The sequence below is a fragment of the Streptomyces spiramenti genome (genome assembly GCF_012034385.1).
Classification (GTDB): domain Bacteria; phylum Actinomycetota; class Actinomycetes; order Streptomycetales; family Streptomycetaceae; genus Streptomyces; species Streptomyces spiramenti.
This window is the reverse complement of sequence record NZ_JAAVJB010000039.1, coordinates 1-19,582: the sequence shown is the minus strand read 5'-3', so window position 1 is coordinate 19,582 and position 19,582 is coordinate 1. Positions and strand designations below refer to the sequence as shown.

The following is a 19,582-nucleotide window of genomic DNA, read 5'->3' as shown; positions in this document are numbered from 1 at the left end:
GTGCCCGGACCGTGCCGGGCAGTCGGTCACTTCTTGCGGCGACGGCCGCCCTTCTGTGCCTTGCGGCGCTCCGCACGGCCGGTGCCCTCGGTGGTGCTGCCGCCCGCCGCGTCGAAGTCGCCCTCGACCACGCCGCCCTCGCCGTCCACCGACGGCGCGGAGAAGTGCAGCCGGTCGGTGCGCTGCGGCGCCTCCAGACCCTTGGCCTTGATCGCGGGTGCCTCGGCCGCACGGGGGGCCTTCTCCCCGTCGGCGACCGGCACCTCCTCGACCTTCCGCTCGACCTGGACCTCCAGGTTGAACAGGTAGCCGACCGACTCCTCCTTGATGGCCTCCATCATGGCGGTGAACATGTCGAAGCCCTCGCGCTGGAACTCCACCACGGGGTCGCGCTGCGCCATCGCGCGCAGGCCGATGCCCTCCTGGAGGTAGTCCATCTCGTAGAGGTGCTCACGCCACTTCCGGTCGAGCACGGAGAGCACCACGCGGCGCTCCAGCTCGCGCATGACCTCCGCGCCCAGCTCCTTCTCCCGGGCGTCGTACTGGTCGTACACGTCCTTCTTGACCGACTCGGCGATGAACTCCGCCGTCAGCCCCTCGCGGTCGCCGACCGCGTCGTCGAGCTCGTCGACCGTGACCGCGATGGGGTACAGCTGCTTGAACGCACCCCACAGCCGGTCGAGGTCCCACTCTTCCGCGAACCCCTCGACCGTCTCCGCCTGCACGTAGGCGTCGATGGTGTCGTCCATGAAGAAGCGCACCTGCTCGTGCAGGTCCTCGCCCTCCAGCACCCGGCGACGCTCGGTGTAGATCACCTCACGCTGGCGGTTCAGGACCTCGTCGTACTTCAGGACGTTCTTGCGGATCTCGAAGTTCTGCTGCTCGACCTGGCCCTGCGCGGAGGCGATCGCGCGGGTCACCATCTTGTTCTCGATCGGGACGTCGTCCGGCACGTTCGCCATCGACATCACGCGCTCGACCATGGCCGCCTTGAACAGCCGCATCAGGTCGTCGCCGAGCGAGAGGTAGAAGCGGGACTCGCCCGGGTCTCCCTGGCGGCCGGAACGACCGCGGAGCTGGTTGTCGATCCGCCGCGACTCGTGACGCTCGGTGCCCAGCACGTAGAGCCCGCCGAGGTCCTTGACCTCGTCGTTCTCGGTGGCCACGGACCGCTCCGCGCGCTCCAGCGCCTCGGGCAGCGCCGCCGCCCACTCGTCCAGGTGCTCGACCGGGTCCAGCCCCTTGGCGCGCAGCTCGGTCTCGGCGATGTCGTCGGGGTTGCCACCGAGCTTGATGTCGGTGCCACGGCCGGCCATGTTGGTGGCGACCGTCACCGCGCCGCGCCGACCCGCGTTGGAGACGATCGACGCCTCCCGCTCGTGGTTCTTGGCGTTGAGGACCTCGTGCCGCACACCACGCTTGTTGAGCTGCTGCGAGAGGTACTCGGACTTCTCCACGGAGGTGGTGCCGACCAGCACCGGCTGCCCGCTGGCGTGCTTCTCCACCACGTCCTCGACGACCGCCGCGAACTTGGCGACCTCGGTGCGGTAGATCAGGTCGGCCTGGTCGACACGGGCCTGGCCCCGGTGGGTCGGGATCGGCACCACGCCGAGCTTGTAGATCTGGTGGAGCTCCGCGGCCTCGGTCATCGCCGTACCGGTCATGCCGGCCAGGGTGTCGTAGAGGCGGAAGTAGTTCTGGAGGGTGATCTTGGCGAGCGTCTGGTTCTCGTCCTTGATCTTCACACCCTCCTTCGCCTCGATCGCCTGGTGCATGCCCTCGTTGTAGCGGCGGCCCGCGAGGATACGGCCGGTGTGCTCGTCGACGATGACGACCTCGCCGTCGACGACGACGTAGTCCTTGTCCGCCTTGTACAGCTCCTTCGCCTTGATGGCGTTGTTGAGGTAGCCGACCAGGGGGGTGTTCACCGACTCGTAGAGGTTGTCGATGCCGAGCCAGTCCTCGACCTTGGCGACACCGGCGTCGTGGATGGCGACGGTGCGCTTCTTCTCGTCCACGTCGTAGTCGCCGGTCTCGACGACCTGGCGCGAGGGAACCGCCGGCTCGCCCTTGTCCAGGCGCTTCACCAGCTTCGAGAAGTCGGCGTACCACTTGGTCGCCTGGTCGGCGGGGCCGGAGATGATCAGCGGGGTCCGGGCCTCGTCGATGAGGATCGAGTCCGCCTCGTCGACCACGGCGAAGAAGTGGCCGCGCTGCACCAGCTCGTCCTTGGACCACGCCATGTTGTCGCGCAGGTAGTCGAAGCCGAACTCGTTGTTGGTGCCGTGCGTCACGTCGCAGGCGTACTGCTCGCGGCGCTTGGCCGGGGGCATGCCACCGGTGATGCAGCCCACGGAGAGGCCGAGGAACTTGTGCACCCGGCCCATCCACTCGGAGTCACGCTGCGCGAGGTAGTCGTTGACCGTGATCTGGTGGACACCCTTGCCCGCGAGGGCGTTGAGGTAGACCGGCAGCGTGGAGACCAGGGTCTTGCCCTCACCGGTCTTCATCTCGGCGACGTGGCCGAGGTGCATGGCCGCGCCGCCCATGATCTGCACGTCGTAGTGACGCTGGCCCAGTACCCGCTTGGCCGCCTCGCGGACGGTCGCGAAGGCCTCGGGCATGAGGTCGTTGAGCGTCTCTCCCTCGGCGAGACGTTCCCGGTACTCGTCCGTGAGTGCCCGCAGTTCCGCATCCGTCAGGTTCAGGAAGTCCTCTTCAATGGAGTTGACCTGATTGGCGATGCGGTGCAGCTTGCGGAGGATCTTTCCTTCGCCTGCTCGCATGAGCTTGTTGAAGACGGACACGAGGGCTTGTCTCCTTGCCGGTCGGATGCTTGGGCGCGGCTTCCCGACAGCGCGGGGCCCCGCGCCGCACCGGCCATCGTATGCGAGGGCACACCGGGGTGTCAGTGCTGCGCCCTACGATCCACCCTATGACCACCGCACCCCTGCACCTGACCACGGACGAGGCACGGCGGATCGCGCTGCGTGCTCAGGGCCTGCTCGGGGCCCCAGACCGGCGGGGAGGCGTGCGGGGTGTGCTGCGTCGGCTGGGAGCCGTGCAGTTGGACACCATCTCGGTCCTGGCCCGCTCGCACGAGCTGGTCCCCTACGCCCGGCTCGGCCCGGTCGGCAGTCGCGCGGTGGAGTCGGCCTACTGGTCGGGCGACAGCGCCTTCGAGTACTGGTCGCACGCCGCGTGTGTCCTGCCGATCGAGGAATGGCCGCTGTTCGCGTTCCGGCGGCGCGCCCTGCGGGCCCGCGGCCACCGGTGGCACCACCTCGACGACCGGGACGGCAGCGTCGCGGCGATCCGCGACCGCCTGACCGCGGAGGGGCCGCTGACCGCCCCCGAACTCGGCGGCGCCAAGCGCGGAGGCCCCTGGTGGGACTGGTCGCAGACGAAGATCGCGGTGGAGTGGATGCTCGACACCGGCGAGGTCGTCTGCACTCGGCGGCGGGGCTGGAAACGCGTCTACGACCTGGCCGAACGCGCCGTCCCGACGGAGCTGTTCCACGACGACCTCGACGACGCCGCGTGCCTCCGCCGCCTGGTCGGCCAGGCCGGTGCCGCGCTCGGCGTCGCCACCGAGGCCGACCTCGCCGACCATCACCGGCTGCGGGCCGCCCAGGTCGCGGCTGTCGTCGCCGACAGCGGGCTGGTCCGGGTGAGCGTCGCCGGCTGGCCGGAGCGCGGCGCCCGCAACCGGGCCTGGGCCGACCCGGCGGCGCTGGCGGCCGGCGCCCGCGGGCGCCACCGCACGACGCTGCTGTCGCCCTTCGACTCACTGGTGTGGGACCGGGCCCGCACGGAGCGCGTCTTCGGCATGGAGCACCGCCTGGAGGCGTACGTTCCCGCGCCGAAGCGGCGGTACGGGTACTTCGCCATGCCGGTACTGGCGGGCGGCGGGCTGGTCGCCCGTGTCGACCCGGCCCGCGAGGGCGACGTGCTGGTGGCGCGGCGGGTCACGCTGGAGGGCGGGGCGAACGGCGCGGAGCGGGCCGCCGGACAGGTCGCGGACGCCCTGCGGGAGGCGGCGCGCTGGGTCGGCTGCGGCGAGGTGCGGGTCGATCGGGTCGAGCCGGCGGCGGCCCGCCCGGCGGTGGTGGCGGCGGTGGCCGCGGGCGGCTGACCGGATGGGCCGCGCGACCGGCCACCGCTCGCGCGGTCGGTGTCGGCGGCGCCGGTGTCGCTCAGCCGTTCTCCAGGTCCAGGATCTTCTCCCGCATCGCGTAGACGACCGCCTCCATCCTGGAGTGCAGCTGGAGCTTCTCCAGGATGTTGCGCACGTGGTTCTTCACGGTGTTCTCGCTGATGAACAGCACGCGCGCGATGTCGCGGTTGTTCCGCCCCGTGGCGACGAGCCGCAGCACCTCCAGCTCCCGGCTGGTCAACCGCGGCGCCGGCACCAACCGCTGGTCCTCGCCGTTGCGTTGGATCATCGACTTGAACTCGGTGAGCAGCTTGGCCGCCATCGACGGGCTGATCTGGGACTGGCCGTCCGCCACGGCGCGGATCGCCGCGGTCACCTCGTCGGTCGAGATCTCCTTCAGCAGGTAGCCCGTGGCCCCCGCCTTGATCGCGTCGTAGAGGTCGGCCTCCTCGTCGCTGATCGTCAGCATGATGATCCGGGCGCTGGGCGCGACCTCCTTGATGGTGGTGCACGCCTCGATCCCGCCGCGACGCGGCATCCGGACGTCCATGAGGACGATGTCAGGGAGCAGGTCGGCAGCCTTCTCCACGGCCTCGGCGCCGTCACCGGCCTCGCCGACGACCTCGATGTCCTCCTCCTGCGCGAGGACGATCTCCAGTCCTCGCCGGAACAACTCGTGGTCGTCCACGACCAGCACACGGATCGGGTCACGGGGCTGCTGCCCGGAGGCCGGGGACCGCCCGTCCGACCCGGGACCGCCGTACGTCCCCCGGCCCATCGTCGGTCCGAAGCCCTCGACCATCTGCACTCCCCCTGCACACCTCTCCTCACCGGCTCACCCTGACCGGCCGGACGCTCCTCATGATTCCACGACGGCGCCCTTGGCCGAATCGATGGATTCGGCCAAGGGCGCCGGAGGAGTGGGCTTCACCCCCAGGGGTGGCGGTGTTCGGCTCTCCGAGGGGGCTTGCGAGGGCCGCGGGACCGGCGCGCGGTCACCGTCGGGCGCCGGGGGGTGTCACCCTGCCAGCGCGTCCCCCGCCTCGTGCGGCTCGTTGACGGCCAGCGGGTCCGTCTCCAGCCGGATCACGCCGTAGTCGTAGGCGTGCCGCCGGTACACCACGCTGGGCTGCTTGGTGTCGGACTCCACGAACAGGTAGAAGTCGTGGCCCACCAGCTCCATCTCGTAGAGCGCCTGGTCCAACGACATGGGAGCCGCGGCGTGCACCTTCTCGCGGACGACCAGCGGCCCGTCGCCGTCGACCTCCAGCGGACCCGCGCGGTGCTGCTCCGGGCGGTCCTCGCCCTCGTCGACGGCGCCGTTCTCCCCGAGCTCGCCGTTGCCGTTGATGACGGCGGCACCCGCGACGACCGAACCGACCTCGCTGGCCGGGATGCGGCGCTTGCCGCGCCGGGAGGTCCGCTTGTCGTGTGTCCGGCGCAGCCGCGTCTCCAGCTTCTCCACCGCGAGGTCGAGCGCGCCGTAGGGGTCGGCGGCGGCGGCCTCCGCCCGGATGACCGGGCCGCGGTGCCGGAGGGTGATCTCCACCCGGTCCGACCGGTCCGCCTGCCGCGGGTTGGGCTCCTTGGACACCTCCACGTCGAGACGGATCACCTTGGAGTCGATCCTCTGGATCTTGTCAAGCTTCAGCTTGTCGGCCACGTGCCGCCGGAAGCGTTCCGGCACCTCGGTCTTGCGGCCCTTGACGACGATGTCCACGCAGAACTCCGTTCCGGACGGCCCCGCTGACGAGGCGGTAGCGCGCCCTTGGGTGCACTCTTGCCGGACGGCCCGATCCGTAGGCCGTTGCCCTCCGGCGACGTCGAGTTGCGGCTGTCACCTCCTTCTCCCCAGCCTCGTGGAGAGCATTCCCCCTGAGGTGGGGCGATGGCGCTGCCACTCGTCGTGGTGACAGGACCGGGTATGGAGTTTCGGCGGAGCCGGCGGACCGACCCCTTCACTCGAAAGTACCCCCAACGGTGGACCACCGGCACCCTTACCGGCGCGTACCCCCGATCGGGTAACGCCGAGGCGTCGCGATGACGGCGGCGGCGATCGGCGCTGCGCCCGCCCCTGCCGCCCGCAGCGCCCGGCAGGACTCGGCCAGCGTCGCCCCCGTGGTCAGCAGGTCGTCGACCACGACGACCCGAGCCCGTCGCCCCGGTGACGCGGCCACCAGCGCGTGGTCCAGGTTCGCGCGACGACCGCGGGCGTCCAGGCCGACCTGGTCCGCCACCGCACGCCGGTGCCGCAGCAGCGACGCCACGCCGACCCTCCGGCCGTCGGCGCGCAGCCGACCCGCCGCCGCGCAGCACACCCGCCGCAGCGGGTCGTGGCCGCGCCGCGCCACCGCGGACCTCGCCGAGGGGGCGGGGACCAGCAGCACCGGGCCGTCCCTCGCCCGGTGACCGCAGTCGGCCAGCGCCGCCACGACCGCCGCCGCCAGCACGGCGCCGAGCGGACGGCACAGCGGGAGGACACCGCGCTCCTTGTGCGCGAGCAACGCACCGCGGAGCGGACCGCCGTAACCGCCACCGCTCCACAGCGCGGTCGGCGCACCGTCCGGGCCGACGCCCACCCGGGTGGGGCGGAGCGCTCCGAGCGCGCCCGCACAGCGGGTGCACAGCGGCCCGCCCACGCCGTCGCATCCCGAGCACGCCACCGGGAGCAGCAGCGACGCCAACTCCTGCCAGGTGCCTCGCATGTCCCTACCGTCGCGCGGCGGCACACCCCCCGCAACCCCTGTGGACAACCCCGGAGCGCGGCGGTGCACGACCGGGCCGACCGACCCGGTCCCACCGGCCCCGCCGCCCGCTCGGTCCGGCCCGCCCGGTCCCGACGGAGGGCCCCGACGGACGGTCCCGGCAAGGCGGCCCCGGCGGGGCGGTCAGCCCGGGTACGCCGGGCTGGCACCCTCCGGGCTGACGATGCGCCAGGTCCCGTCCTGGTGCTGCCGCGCGATCCCGTCCCCCGACCGCGCCAGCAGGGGCTGCTCCTCCTGCTCGGAGGCGGCCACCCCCGTGATCTCGCTCGGTCCGGCGACACTGGTCGCGTTCACCGTCGAGCCGTCGGTGTTGACGTAGCTCATCTGCTCGGCACCACCCGCCGGCCGGCCGACGACCACCAGCCGGCTGCCTCCCGCCCACGCCACCGCGACCACGTTCTCCAGATGGGGCGCGACGGGGCGCAGCCCCTCGACCCGCATCTGGAGCTGCTCCTCGTCGACCCAACGCTCGATGCGGCCGAGCTGGAGCGTGGTGCGGTCCTCCTCGTCCCGGACCAGCAGCGCGATCCGCACGCCGTCCGAGGCGACGCGCAGCGCCTCCACGGTGCGGCCCCCGCCCACCCCGGCGACCTCGATCTCGGTGGCGGCGCCGGTCCCGCCGGTCATCCGCATCACCCGCGGGCCGCTCGGGTCGCGGTCCACGAACCACAGGTCGCCGAGCCCGTCCCAGCTGGGCGGGGAGATCCCGTCCTCCGGGCCGCCGCCCGGCGCGGTGTGCACCGGCGGTCCCAGCGGATCGGTACCGGAGAGCGCGTCGATGTAGAGCGAGCTCCCGTCGGCGGAGACGGCGGCGGCACGCCGGCCGTCACGGGCGACCGCGACGGAGCGGAGCGCGACCTCGCCCCTGCCCAGCGGGCCGGCCACCGCACGGGGGTCGTCCTCGTCCTGGACGACCGTGACGCGGCTGTCGTCGTCGATGAAGTACTGGCGGTCCTGTTCACCGATGAGCAGCCCCGGCGCGTTGTCGCGGGCCTCGCCGGCAGTGAGCGAGCAGATGGCGCCGCTCCCCCCGGAGACCCGTACCTCGGTGACCTCGGAGGTCCCGAGGTCGCGCACCGTGTAGTACAGCTGGGCCGCCATCCGCGAGCACGCCGCGGGCTGCACCGCCGGGGGCAGCCCGGTCAGCCGCACCGTCAGCACGCCCTCCTCGTCGACCACCGGCCTGGCGCCGGGGACGAGTGCGACCTCGTCGGGGAACTGGCTGCGGACCACCGGGTCCAGCCATTCGCTCGGGCCTGCCAGCAGCGCCTTGACCGCCTCCCCCACCAGGTCGACGCGGTGCCGGAGATAGATCGGATCGGCGACCAGGGTGCTGTTCGCCTGCGGGGTGGCGACGGCGGCGGTGGAGTGCGCCGCGTAGAAGTAGGTGCTCACCGAGCGGTATATCCGCAGGAAGTCCTGCTCCCCCAGGATGAGCCCGTCGGGGAGGTCGGCGATGCGCCACTCCTCGTCGACCCGGCTCAGCTCGAACGCCGCGCGGTGGGTGCCGTCGTCCGGCCGGTACACGTGCTGCTCGTCCACGACGGCGAGCCGCTCGCCGCTGACCTCGAACCGCACGGTGCTGCCGTCCGGGGAGGACTCGCCGGGCTCCGCGGGAAGCCCGGGACCGTCCGAGAGGACGGACGTGCCGGCCGACGGCCGCCAGGCGGCGTCGGCCTCCTGCGTCAGGTACTCCCGGGCCGTCGCGAAGTCCGCCTCGTCGCTGGTGACGGCCTCCAGGAAACCGCGCACGATCTGCTCGGGCTGGGCGCCCTCCTGCGGGCTGACCCCGAAGACCCGGACCTGGGAGTCGCCGTCGGCCCGTATCGCCGGGTCCACGCGCTGCACGTCGCCACCGCCCGGCATCGAGGCGCACCCCGAAGCGAGCATCGCCCCGACCGCCAGCAGCACCACGCCGCGGCCCGCCCGGCGGACGGCACCGCGACGCCCCGGTATCGGGCGCCTGCCGTAGGGCGCCGCCTGCGGGCGCGGGTGGCCCGCGCCCCGCGGCGCGCCGCTCTCCCTGGTCTCAGCCACGCCGGACACCGCCTTCCTCCGCCGGTGCGGGCGTGAGCGCCGCGGCCGGTTCGTCCGCGGGCGGTGCCGCCTTCGCGATACGCGCCGCCTCGGAGTCCGCCGGCACCAGTTCGATCGGGGAGCCGCGCAGCGGCGCCCCCACCGTCGAGGGGAGCGTCAGCCGGAAGTGCGCGCCACCACCGGGCTCGCCCCAGGCGTCCAGCCGCCCACCGTGCAGATGGGCGTCCTCGGCGGCGATGGAGAGCCCCAGCCCGGTGCCGCCTGTGGTCCGGGCCCTGGCGGGGTCGGCGCGCCAGAACCGGTTGAACACCCGCTCGGCCTCGCCCGGCCGCAGGCCGATGCCGTAGTCGCGGACGGCGACCGCGACGGCGTCGCCCCCGCCGGGCGAGTTGGCCAACCGGACCACCACGTCCCGGCCCTCGCCGTGCTCGACGGCGTTGTCCACGAGGTTGCGCAGCACCCGCTCCACCCGGCGCGCGTCGACCTCGGCCACCACCGGGCTCTCCTCACCCAGCACCAGCAGCCGGCTCCCCTTGCGTTCCGCCAGCGGTTCGGCGCCCTCGACGACGCGGCGCACCACGGCGCGGAGGTCGGTCGCATCCGCCTCCAGCAGCGCGGCGCCCGCGTCGAACCGGCTGATCTCCAGCAGGTCGGCCAGCAGCGACTCGAAGCGGTCCAGCTGGTCGATGAGCAGTTCGGCGGAGCGCGAGGTGACGGCGTCGAACTCGTCCTTGGACTGGTGGATGATGTCGGCCGCCATCCGGACGGTCGTCAGCGGCGTGCGGAGTTCGTGCGAGACGTCGGAGACGAACCGCCGCTGCATCCGCGACAGCTCCTCCAGCTGGTGGATCTTGGTCTGCAGGTTGCGGGCCATCTTGTTGAAGGACTCGCCCAGCCGGGCGATGTCGTCCTCGCCGCTGACCTTCATCCGCTCCTGCAGGCGCCCGGCCGCCAACCGCTCGGCGATCCGGGCCGCCATCCTGACAGGGGTGACGACCTGCCGGACCACCAGCCAGGCGATGGCGCCCAGCAGCGCCACGAGGAACACCCCGGCCGTGGCGATGGTGCCCTTGACCAGGGCCAGTGACTTCTCCTCCTGGGTGAACGGGAAGAGGTAGTAGAGCTGGTACTGGTTGCCGTGGTTGTCGTTGAGCCGCTTGCCGACGACCAGCGCCGCCTCGGACGTCCCGTCCGGCCGGACCACGGTGCCGTACTGGCGCTGCGGCACCAGTTCCGCGTCGACGGCCGCGCGCAGCTCGGCGGAGATGCTCTCCTCCGGACGCACGTCCCGCGAGGCGCGAGGCCCGCGCGGCGCACCCGGAACGCCCTCACCGACGGTCGCGGCGGTGCGCTCGCTCGGGAGCGCCACCACCGAGTAGACGCCCTGCCCGCCGCTGGCGAGCTGCTGGACCATGCCGGTCAGCCACACACCCGGGTCGACGACCCGCCCGTCGAGCACGTCCTCTCCGGCGCCCGCCGCGTCCGCCGCGACGGCGAACCCGCCCTCGGCCTGGCTCTGCGCCGTCTGGCGCTTGGCGTCCAGCAGCCCGTTGCGGACCTGTCCGATGACCACGACGCCCAGCACCAGCACCACGGCCAGGGAGAGCAGCAGGGTCGAGGCGACGACCCGCAGCTGGATATTGCGTCGCCACAGCCGGGTGACCGGCAGCAGCGGACCCCGGGCCAGCCGCCCCACGATGCGCATGGCGGGCTGGGCCCGGCTGCCTGTCGCCCCTTCGGGCAGCAGCCGGGCGTTCCGCCAGGAGCGCCCCGGGGTCAGCGACACGTCAGCTGAATCCGGCCTTGTAGCCGACGCCGCGGACGGTCACCACGATCTCGGGCCGCTCGGGGTCGCGCTCGATCTTCGAGCGGAGCCGCTGCACGTGCACGTTGACCAGCCGGGTGTCCGCGGCGTGCCGGTAGCCCCACACCTGCTCCAGCAGCACCTCGCGGGTGAAGACCTGCCAGGGCTTGCGCGCGAGGGCCACCAGCAGGTCGAACTCCAGCGGTGTGAGAGAGATCGGCGCTCCGGCCCGCTTCACGGAGTGGCCGGCGACGTCGATGACCAGGTCGCCGATGGCGAGCTGCTCGGGCGCGGGCTCCTCCGACCTGCGCAGCCGTGCCCGGATGCGGGCGACCAGTTCCTTGGGCTTGAACGGCTTGACGACGTAGTCGTCGGCCCCGGACTCCAGGCCCACCACCACGTCCACGGTGTCGCTCTTGGCGGTCAGCATCACGATCGGGATGCCGGACTCGGCACGGATCAGCCGGCAGACCTCGATGCCGTCGCGCCCCGGGAGCATCAGGTCGAGCAGGACCAGGTCCGGCTTGACCTCCCTGAACGCGGCGAGCGCCTTGTCGCCGTCCGCCACGAACGACGGCTCGAAGCCCTCGCCGCGCAGCACGATCCCCAGCATCTCCGCCAGAGCGGTGTCGTCGTCGACGACGAGTACGCGTCCCTTCATGCCTTCATCATCCCATCAGCTTCGCGCAGCTCCGTCGCACGTGGACCGTCACACACCGCCGCGAGCCGCCGCGCGTCCATCGGACCCACGGTGCCGCGCTCCGTGACCAGCGCGGACACCAGGTCCGGCGGGGTCACGTCGAAGGCGGGGTTGTGCACGGCGACCCCCGCCGGGGCGTGGCGGCCGTCACCGGTCCCGGTGACCTCCTCCGCATCACGCTGCTCGATGATGATGTCCGCGCCCCGGGCCGTGTCGGGGTCGACAGTACTGACCGGTGCCACCACGACGAACGGCACCCCGTGGTGCCGGGCGAGCACCGCCAGCGGATAACTGCCGACCTTGTTGGCGACCGAGCCGTCGGCGCTCACCCGGTCCGCACCGATGAGGACCGCGTCCACCTGGCCCGCCGCGAACAGCGAACCCGCCGCGTTGTCGGCGAGGAGGGTGTGCGGCAGTCCCCACCGGGCCGCCTCCCAGGTCGTGAGGCGCGCTCCCTGGAGCAGTGGCCGCGTCTCGTCGACCCAGAGCCGCTCCAGCCGCCCCGCCGTGTGGGCGGCGCGGACGACCGCCAGCGCGGTGCCACCGCCGCCGGAGACAAGGGCGCCGGTGTTGCAGTGGGTCAGCAGTCGCCAGCCGGCCGCACGCGCGGGGAGCAGCCCGGTCAGCAGCTCCAGGCCGTGCCCGGCCATGGCGGCGCTGGCCCGCGCGTCCTCGGCGTGCAGCTCCCGCGCCGCTCCGAGCGCAGCTGCCGCGGCGTCGCCCGGTCGCGCCGCCCGCCAGGCGGCGCGGGCCCGCTCCACACCGTGACGCAGGTTCACCGCGGTGGGTCGCGCCTCGGCCAGCTCCCCGGCCGCCGCCTCGACCCCGTCGCCCCGCGCGGCAGCCAGCGCCACCCCGTACGCACCGGCGAGGCCGAGGACGGGCGCGCCACGGACGGCGAGCTCCCGGATCGCCCCCACCAGCGCGGGAACGTCCCGGCACCAGCGTTCCTCCTCGTGCGCCGGCAGCCGCGTCTGGTCGAGGAGCACGACCGCGGGGCCGCCCTCCGTCTCGTCCGCCCACCGCAGCACCGCGGTCATGTCATCAGCCATCCGCACAGTCTGCCCGCAACCGCCCGCCGGGCGCCGGGGTCGGACGTCCCGAGCCCGGCGCCCGGCGGCCCCGCAGGTGCACGCCCCGCCCGTCCGGCGCACGGGTGTGCGCGTGTCGGGCCGTGGGCAGGGAAACACAAGGGGTCATGCCCCCGTACCGCGACCGGCCCGCCGTGCCGGAACGGACGGGTGGGGCCAGGGGGGTCCACGAGGTGCGCGCCGCGAAGTCGATCCGCTCCGCGGGCCGGACCGCGGGCGCCCGCACCACGGTGCCCTGGCCACGGCGTGGCACGATGTAGGCCGAGGCTTGTGAAGGAGCGATGGATGAACGACCGCTGGACCCCGCCGGGCGACCCGGCACCGGGGGAGGGTCCCGACGAGAACGGTCAGGGTCACGGTCCGGGCGAGCAGCACTCCCTGGACAAGCAGACCCCGCCACCGCAGGGCTGGGGCGGCCCGCAGGGCCCGCAGCAGCAGAACTGGAGCACGCCGCCGGGCGGCGGCACGCCCCCCTACGGGGGTGAGCAGCACTGGAGCCAGGGCCCCGGCGGCTACGGCTGGAACAACGGCCCCCACGGCTGGCAGCAGCCGCAGGCCGCCAAGCCGGGCGTGATCCCGCTCCGCCCGCTGGGCGTCGGCGAGATCCTCGACGGCGCTGTCTCCACCGCCCGCGCGCACTGGCGGCCCGTCCTCGCCATCGCCCTCGGCATCGCGCTGCTGACCGAGGCCATGGGGGTCATCGCCTCGCGCCTCTGGCTGAACAGCGAGGCCATGACGGCGCTGGAGACCAACCCCGACCCGACCGAGCAGGAGGTCCTGGACGCGCTGTCGTCGGGCCTCTTCGCCGGCAGCCTCATGGCGGTCACCGCGATGATCGGATCGGTGCTGGCCACGGCGATGCTGACCATCGTCGTCAGCCGCGCCGTCCTCGGGCACGGCGTCACCGTCGGCGAGGCGTGGGCCGACTCCCGGGGACGACTGCTCCGGCTGTTCGGCCTGGTCGTCACCGTCGGCCTCGCCACCGCCCTGCCCGTCGTCGCCCTGGTGCTGATGACGGCTGCCACCGGCATGGGTCCGTTCGTCGTCGTCGGCGTCCTCGCCGGACTGGCCCTCGCCGTGTGGGTCTGGGTCAGCCTCTCGCTGGCCGCCCCCGCGCTCATGCTGGAGCGGCAGGGCGTCTTCACCGCGATGCGCCGTTCGTGGCACCTGGTCACCGGCTCGTGGTGGCGCGTCTTCGGCATCCAGCTGCTCATCCTGCTGCTGATCCTGCTCGTCACCTCGATCGTCCAGGTACCGACGACCATGCTGGCGGCGCTCTTCACCGAGTCCCCCTCCACGCTGGCGCCCAGCACCGAGTGGACCCCGCTGCTCATCAACGGCGTCGGAGCCGTCCTCGGCTCGGTCATCGCCCTGCCGCTGACCGCCGGCGTCACCGCACTGCTGTACATGGACCGCCGCATCCGCCGCGAGGCGCTCGACCTGGAGCTGGCACGGGCGGCGGGGCTCGCCGACCCGGACTCCCCTCCCACCGGCCCCGCGTACTGACGCGGTAACGGCACGGAGCAGGGATCGAGCGAGCAGGCCGCCGCGGGCGGCACGACGAGGGGACGGTGAACGGATGACCACGGCGACCGCCGGAGTGCTGCTCGCCGTCCTCCCGCGCGTCGTGCCCGTCGACACCGACCGCGAAGCGGCGCGCGAGGCCGCCCGCCGCGAACTGTCGCGGCAGATCTACGCCGACCACCGCCCGGGCCCGCTCCGGCAGGCGTTCGACTGGGTGTGGGAGCAGCTCGGCAAGCTCCTCAGCGTCGCCTTCGCCCCCGGCGGCTGGCTCGGTGTGATCATCCTCGTCGGCGTCGCTGTCGCGCTGCTCATCGCGCTGCGACTGCGGCTCGGCCGGCTACGGACGGGGAAGAGCCGGCCGGGTGACGCCGACGTCTTCGGTGACACCACCCGTACCGCCGCGGAGTACCGGGCAGCCGCGGACGCCCACGCCGCGTCCGGGGCCTGGCGCGAGGCGGTGCGGGACAGGATGCGCGCCTTGGTGCGCTCCCTGGAGGAACGCACCCTCCTCGACGCCCGACCGGGCCGGACCGCGGACGAGGCCGCCACCGAGGCAGGCACCGTCCTCCCCGAACTCGCCGACCGCATGCGGGCCGCGGCCCGGCTGTTCGACGCGGTCACCTACGGCGACGCGCCCGCCGCCGAGGACGACCACCGACGCCTGCTGGAGCTCGACGACACCGTGCGCCGTACCCGTCCGAGCCTGGCCGGACCGTCCACTCCCCCGGGCGGAGCCCCCTTCGCCGGAGCCCCGCGGTGAGCGCCGGCTCCACCGCGGTCTCCCCGGACGCCCGCGCCCTGTGGCGCGGCGGCCGGGGACCGCTGCTCGGGATCGTCGTCGTCCTGCTCGCCGGCCTGGTGCTCGCCGTGCTGCGGTCGGGGGAGAGCGGGGCGCTGCGCCACGACTCCCCCACCCCCGCCGGGGCACTCGCGCTGTCCACGCTGCTGGAGGAAGAGGGGGTCACCACGACCCCCGTGGGCACCGCCGCGGACGCCCGAGCGGCCCTGGGGCCGGACACCACGCTGCTGGTGGCCTTCCCCAACTCCGTCTCCCCGAGCCGGCTCACGGACCTCCGCCGGGAGGCCGCCCGCGCCGACGCCCGCCTGGTGCTGGTCTCCCCCGGCTCCGGCGCGGTGGCGCGGGTCGCCCCCGGCGTCGAGGTCGCCGGCGAGGCCGAGGTCTCCGAGCGGCAGCCGGGGTGCGACGACCCGACGGCACGCCGCGCGGGCGCCGCGACCCTCGGCGGCCGGGTCCTGGACCTGTCGGCGGCGGAGGACGTCACCGGCTGCTACGGGCAGGGCGCACTCGCCACGCTCGCGGTGCTCGACGCGAGCGACGGCGACGCGGGCACCCGCCCCGAGACCGTCCTGCTCGGCTCGCCGGAGTTCCTGACCAACGACGCCCTCGCCGACGACGGCAACGCCGCCCTCGCGCTGGGCCTCCTCGGCTCGCGCGACCAGCTCCTCTGGTACGTGCCGGACGGGTCTGAACCGCCGCCCGAGCAGGACGAGCTGAGCCTGTTCGACCTCGCCGGCGACAACTGGCGCTGGGCGGCCGGTCAACTGGTGATCGCCGTCCTGTTCGCCGCGGTGTGGCGGATGCGCCGCCTCGGGCCGGCCGTGTCGGAACGGCTGCCCGTACGGGTCCGCGCCGCGGAGACCACCGAGGGGCGCGCCCGCCTCTACCACCGTGCCAACGCCAGGGGCCGAGCCGCCGACGCGCTCCGCGAGTCCGCCCGTGACCGGCTGGCCCCGCTCGTGGGGGTCCGTCCGACCGCCCCCGCGGCCGAACTCGTGCGGGCCGTGGGCGATCGGACGGGCCTGCCGTCCGCCGAGGTCGAAGCCCTGCTGACCGGCCCGGAGCCTGCCGACGACCCGGCGCTGATCGCGCTCGCCGACCGTCTGGACGCGCTGGAGAGACAGGTGGCACAGGTGCCCGACGCCGCGACCGGGCCCGCCCGACGCACCCCCGCGCCACCGTCGCAGCCCCCGGCCGCCCCCGGCCGCCCGCCCGCCCCACCGAAGAAGGACACCCCGTGACGGAAGAGACCACCGCCACCCACCGCGCCGCGCTGGAGGCCGTCCGCGGCGAGATCGCCAAGGCGGTCGTCGGCCAGGACGCCGCGGTCGCGGGGCTGGTCGTCGCCCTGCTCTGCCGGGGCCACGTCCTCCTGGAGGGCGTACCGGGCGTCGCGAAGACGCTGCTGGTACGGGCGTTGGCCGCCTCGCTCGAACTGGACACCAAGCGCGTGCAGTTCACCCCGGACCTCATGCCCAGCGACGTCACGGGCTCCCTGGTGTACGACGCCCGCACCGCCCAGTTCTCCTTCCAGGAGGGCCCGGTCTTCACCAATCTGCTGCTGGCGGACGAGATCAACCGGACGCCCCCCAAGACGCAGGCGTCGCTCCTGGAGGCGATGGAGGAGCGGCAGGTCTCGGTGGACGGCGCGCCGCGTCCGCTCCCGGAGCCGTTCCTGGTCGCCGCCACCCAGAACCCGGTCGAGTACGAGGGCACCTACCCGTTGCCCGAGGCCCAGTTGGACCGGTTCCTGCTGAAGCTGCACCTGCCGGTCCCCGAGCGGGACCAGGAGATCACCGTGCTGCGCCGCCACGCCGACGGGTTCAGCCCCGGTGACCTGGCCGCCGCGGGGATCCGCCCCGTCGCCGGGCCGGCCGAGCTGGCCGCCGCGCGGGAGGCCGTCGCCCGGATCACGGTGACGGACGAGGTCGCGGGCTACATCGTGGACGTCTGTCGAGCCACCCGTGAGTCGCCGTCGCTCGCGATGGGGGCCTCGCCCCGCGGCGCCACCGCACTGCTCTCCACCTCCCGGGCGTGGGCCTGGCTCTCGGGCCGCGAGTTCGTCACCCCGGACGACGTGAAGGCGCTGGCGCTTCCGACGCTCCGCCACCGGCTGCGGCTGCGGCCCGAGGCCGAGATGGAGGGCGTGGGCACCGACAGCGTGCTGAACGGCATCCTGGCCCGCGTCGCGGTCCCCCGCTGAGTCGCCGCCATGGCTCTCTCGGGACGCGCGGCTCTCCTCGCCGCTCTCGGCGCGGTCGTCGTGTGGCTGGTGCCCGGGTGGTCGGGCATCGCCCTGGTGACGGTGCCGCTCGTCCTCCTCGTACTGCTGGACCTCGCCCTGGCGGCCCCGGTGCGATCGCTGCTGCTGGAGCGGTCCGGTGCCACCACCGTCCGACAGGGCGACGAGGCGCGCGTCGACCTGACCGTCACCAACCCGTCCGGCCGGCCGCTCCGCGCCGAGGTGCGCGACGCGTGGCCGCCCAGCAGCTGGGCACCTGGCACCTCCTACGACGGGTCCCGGCAGTCGCTGTCGGTTCCCGCGGGCGAACGCCGGCGGCTCACCACGGTCCTGACCCCCACCCGTCGGGGTGAGCGGCACGCCGAGGTGGTCGCCGTCCGCTCCCACGGCCCGCTGGGCTTCGCCGCCCGCCAGGGCCGCCACCGGGTGCCGTGGTCGGTGCGGGTACTGCCCCCGTTCGCATCGAGGAAGCACCTCCCCGGCAAGCTGGCGCGGCTGCGGGAGCTCGACGGCCGCACGTCGGTGCTGATCCGCGGCGAGGGCACCGAGTTCGACAGCCTGCGCCCCTACGTGCCCGGGGACGACGTGCGGTCGATCGACTGGCGGGCCACGGCCCGCCGGTCCGAGGTGACCAGCCGGACCTGGCGCCCCGAGCGCGACCGCCACCTCCTCCTCGTGCTCGACACCGGCCGGACCTCCGCCGGGCGGGTGGGGGACGTACCGCGGCTCGACGCGTCGATGGACGCGGCACTGCTCCTCACCGCGCTCGCCTCACGTGCGGGCGACCGTGTCGACCTGCTCGCCCACGACCGCGCCACCAGGGTCTCGGTACGCGGCCACAGCGGGCGCGACGTCCTTCCGGCGGTGACCCGGGCGCTCACGCCGCTGGAGCCGCGGTTGGTCGAGACCGATCCGCAGTCGCTCGTCGCCGCGGCGCTGGCGGCGGCGCCCCGCCGCTCCCTGGTGGTGCTCTTCACCGCTCTGGACGGCGGCGTCCTGGAAGAAGGGCTGCTGCCGGTGCTGCCCCGGCTGATCCGCCGCCACAACGTCGTCGTGGCATCCGTCGCCGACCCGGGCGTGGAGGAGATGGCGGCCGGCCGCGGCACCGTCGCCGCCGTCTACGGGGCGGCGGCTGCCGAACGGCACGCCGGCGAGCGCCGCCGGGCCGCGGAGCGACTGCGGCGTCTCGGGGCGACCGTGGTGGACGCGTCGCCGGACAGGCTGCCGCCCGCAGTCGCCGACGCCTACCTGTCGCTCAAGGCTGCCGGCAAGCTCTGAGAGCGTGTGTGAGACCCCGCGTCGGATCGGCTCACGGCGTCGGATGCGGTCAGCTGCACGGCGGGCGGAGGGGCGCTCTCGTACCGGGTTGTGTTCGGGTGTTCCTGACAACGCAGCAGATGGCCGTAGCCGGCGTCGCGGGCCCGGCGTGTGGTCTCACACACGCTCTGAGAGGTCCGCCGCTCCGCCCGGCTCAGCGCTCCGCGTACCGCGGGGAGCGGAACGGCCACTCCTCGCTGAGCCAGCTCAGCACCGACTCGTACAGCGGCAGGTCCAACTCCGCGCGTTCCGCGCGGACCCAGGAGCGCACCGACGCGTCGTGCTTCTCGTCGTCCGCGTCGGCCGGGTAGATGTACACGCAGCCGAGGACGTCACCGTCGTCGGTCTCGCCCTGATCGGGCTGGAGGACGGTGTAGGTGAAACCGACCCGCCGCTCGAAGTCCTCGGCGTGCTGCCGCAGGTCCTCGTGGTTCTCCTCCGGCGTCATGCCTTCGGTGGGCCAGTCACGGTCCGCGAAGCCCGGGGTGGCCCGGATGTGCTCGATGCTGCCGCTCCAGGCGGCGAGGTCGGCCTCGTTGTGGTCGGTGCTGAGCGGTTCCAACCTGAAGCGGTCCGTCACCAGCGCCCCGGGGATGGTGAAGTCGCCGGGGACGAAGGGCTGTTCAGGGTCGTTCGGGGTGGTGCTGTCGGAAGCCATCCGCCGAGCGTAACCGAGGGGCCGACGCGGTAGCCGTGGCGAACCGCCGGCGGTGCGGTGGCTCGGAGAGACGCGGCACCGTCAGGAGAAAAGCCTTCCGGGAGCGCGCGGGGTGTTCCCGGGAACGCAGAAAAGGGCCCCACCGGAACCGTAGTTCCAGTGAGACCCTCTCCCACACAATTTGTTCGGCGGCGACCTACTCTCCCACACGGTCCCCCATGCAGTACCATCGGCGCTGAAAGGCTTAGCTTCCGGGTTCGAAATGTTACCGGGCGTTTCCCTCTCGCCATGACCACCGAAACACGGTGAAACACAACCAACCAGACCACCCCCAAGCAGGGCAGTAACCAGTTGTGGTTTCAGAACCAACACAGTGGACGCAAGCAACTATGGACAAGCCCTCGGCCTATTAGTACCAGTCAACTCCACCCATTACTGGGCTTCCATATCTGGCCTATCAACCCTGTCGTCTACAGGGAGCCTTACCCC

Annotated in this window: 15 protein-coding genes and 2 rRNA genes; 6 read left to right on the top strand and 11 right to left on the bottom strand. The window is 73.4% G+C overall.

Annotated features, from left to right (window positions below; all coding sequences use genetic code 11):
• Window positions 1–26: 26 nt before the first annotated feature.
• The gene (secA, locus tag HCJ92_RS07745; RefSeq protein ID WP_167932707.1) at window positions 27–2,807 is read right to left on the bottom strand and encodes a preprotein translocase subunit SecA; all 2,781 of its coding nucleotides are present in this window, start codon (window positions 2,805–2,807) and stop codon (window positions 27–29) included.
• Between the two features lie 128 nt (window positions 2,808–2,935).
• On the opposite strand from secA, the gene HCJ92_RS07740 reads away from it, so the two are divergent.
• Window positions 2,936–4,135, top strand: a complete 1,200-nt coding sequence (locus HCJ92_RS07740; RefSeq protein ID WP_167932706.1) for a winged helix-turn-helix domain-containing protein — start codon at window positions 2,936–2,938, stop codon at window positions 4,133–4,135.
• A gap of 61 nt (window positions 4,136–4,196) precedes the next feature.
• On the opposite strand, the gene HCJ92_RS07735 is transcribed toward HCJ92_RS07740, so the two are convergent.
• The 7 genes from HCJ92_RS07735 to mtnA all read right to left on the bottom strand — a co-directional run bounded on the left by HCJ92_RS07735 (window position 4,197) and on the right by mtnA (window position 12,514).
• A complete protein-coding gene (locus HCJ92_RS07735; RefSeq protein ID WP_167932705.1) occupies window positions 4,197–4,958 on the bottom strand; it encodes a response regulator in 762 nt (253 codons plus the stop codon).
• Window positions 4,959–5,174: 216 nt separating this feature from the next.
• Entirely contained in the window at window positions 5,175–5,876 is a 702-nt protein-coding gene (gene hpf, locus HCJ92_RS07730; RefSeq protein WP_167932704.1) for a ribosome hibernation-promoting factor, HPF/YfiA family, read from the bottom strand.
• 277 nt (window positions 5,877–6,153) lie between these two features.
• Window positions 6,154–6,861 carry a ComF family protein gene (locus tag HCJ92_RS07725; protein ID WP_167932703.1) on the bottom strand — a complete coding sequence of 236 codons (708 nt, stop codon included), beginning with the start codon at window positions 6,859–6,861 and terminating at the stop codon, window positions 6,154–6,156.
• 183 nt (window positions 6,862–7,044) lie between these two features.
• The gene (locus HCJ92_RS07720) at window positions 7,045–8,958 is read right to left on the bottom strand and encodes an LpqB family beta-propeller domain-containing protein (protein ID WP_167932702.1); all 1,914 of its coding nucleotides are present in this window, start codon (window positions 8,956–8,958) and stop codon (window positions 7,045–7,047) included.
• Entirely contained in the window at window positions 8,951–10,663 is a 1,713-nt protein-coding gene (gene mtrB, locus HCJ92_RS07715) for an MtrAB system histidine kinase MtrB (RefSeq protein WP_167932714.1), read from the bottom strand. The genes HCJ92_RS07720 and mtrB overlap by 8 nt, the downstream gene beginning before the upstream one ends.
• Window positions 10,664–10,745: 82 nt before the next feature.
• Window positions 10,746–11,423: a two-component system response regulator MtrA gene (gene mtrA / locus HCJ92_RS07710; RefSeq protein ID WP_167932701.1), complete on the bottom strand. Its 678-nt coding sequence runs from the start codon at window positions 11,421–11,423 to the stop codon at window positions 10,746–10,748.
• Window positions 11,420–12,514, bottom strand: coding sequence for an S-methyl-5-thioribose-1-phosphate isomerase (gene mtnA / locus HCJ92_RS07705; protein ID WP_245240675.1), 1,095 nt, complete (start codon window positions 12,512–12,514; stop codon window positions 11,420–11,422). The genes mtrA and mtnA overlap by 4 nt, the downstream gene beginning before the upstream one ends.
• 324 nt (window positions 12,515–12,838) lie before the next feature.
• Between mtnA and HCJ92_RS07700 the strand changes: the two genes are divergently transcribed.
• From HCJ92_RS07700 to HCJ92_RS07680, 5 genes are all read left to right on the top strand, one after another.
• Window positions 12,839–14,059 carry a DUF7544 domain-containing protein gene (locus HCJ92_RS07700; protein WP_167932700.1) on the top strand — a complete coding sequence of 407 codons (1,221 nt, stop codon included), beginning with the start codon at window positions 12,839–12,841 and terminating at the stop codon, window positions 14,057–14,059.
• A gap of 73 nt (window positions 14,060–14,132) precedes the next feature.
• Window positions 14,133–14,837, top strand: coding sequence for a DUF4129 domain-containing protein (locus HCJ92_RS07695; RefSeq protein ID WP_167932699.1), 705 nt, complete (start codon window positions 14,133–14,135; stop codon window positions 14,835–14,837).
• Window positions 14,834–16,117 carry a DUF4350 domain-containing protein gene (locus tag HCJ92_RS07690; protein ID WP_209310833.1) on the top strand — a complete coding sequence of 428 codons (1,284 nt, stop codon included), beginning with the start codon at window positions 14,834–14,836 and terminating at the stop codon, window positions 16,115–16,117. Before HCJ92_RS07695 ends, HCJ92_RS07690 begins: the two co-directional genes overlap by 4 nt.
• On the top strand, window positions 16,114–17,079 hold the full coding sequence (locus HCJ92_RS07685; protein WP_167932698.1) for an AAA family ATPase: 966 nt from the start codon (window positions 16,114–16,116) through the stop codon (window positions 17,077–17,079). Before HCJ92_RS07690 ends, HCJ92_RS07685 begins: the two co-directional genes overlap by 4 nt.
• Before the next feature lie 9 nt (window positions 17,080–17,088).
• Window positions 17,089–18,396 (top strand): DUF58 domain-containing protein, encoded by a 1,308-nt coding sequence (locus HCJ92_RS07680; RefSeq protein ID WP_167932697.1) that lies wholly within the window; start codon window positions 17,089–17,091, stop codon window positions 18,394–18,396.
• A 193-nt stretch (window positions 18,397–18,589) separates the two neighbouring features.
• Here HCJ92_RS07680 and HCJ92_RS07675 read toward each other — a convergent pair whose 3' ends face one another.
• From HCJ92_RS07675 to HCJ92_RS07665, 3 genes are all read right to left on the bottom strand, one after another.
• Window positions 18,590–19,093 (bottom strand): GNAT family N-acetyltransferase, encoded by a 504-nt coding sequence (locus HCJ92_RS07675; RefSeq protein ID WP_167932696.1) that lies wholly within the window; start codon window positions 19,091–19,093, stop codon window positions 18,590–18,592.
• A 183-nt stretch (window positions 19,094–19,276) separates the two neighbouring features.
• Window positions 19,277–19,393 (bottom strand): 5S ribosomal RNA (gene rrf / locus HCJ92_RS07670).
• Between the two features lie 89 nt (window positions 19,394–19,482).
• Window positions 19,483–19,582: ribosomal RNA gene (locus tag HCJ92_RS07665) — 23S ribosomal RNA — on the bottom strand; the annotation flags it as partial.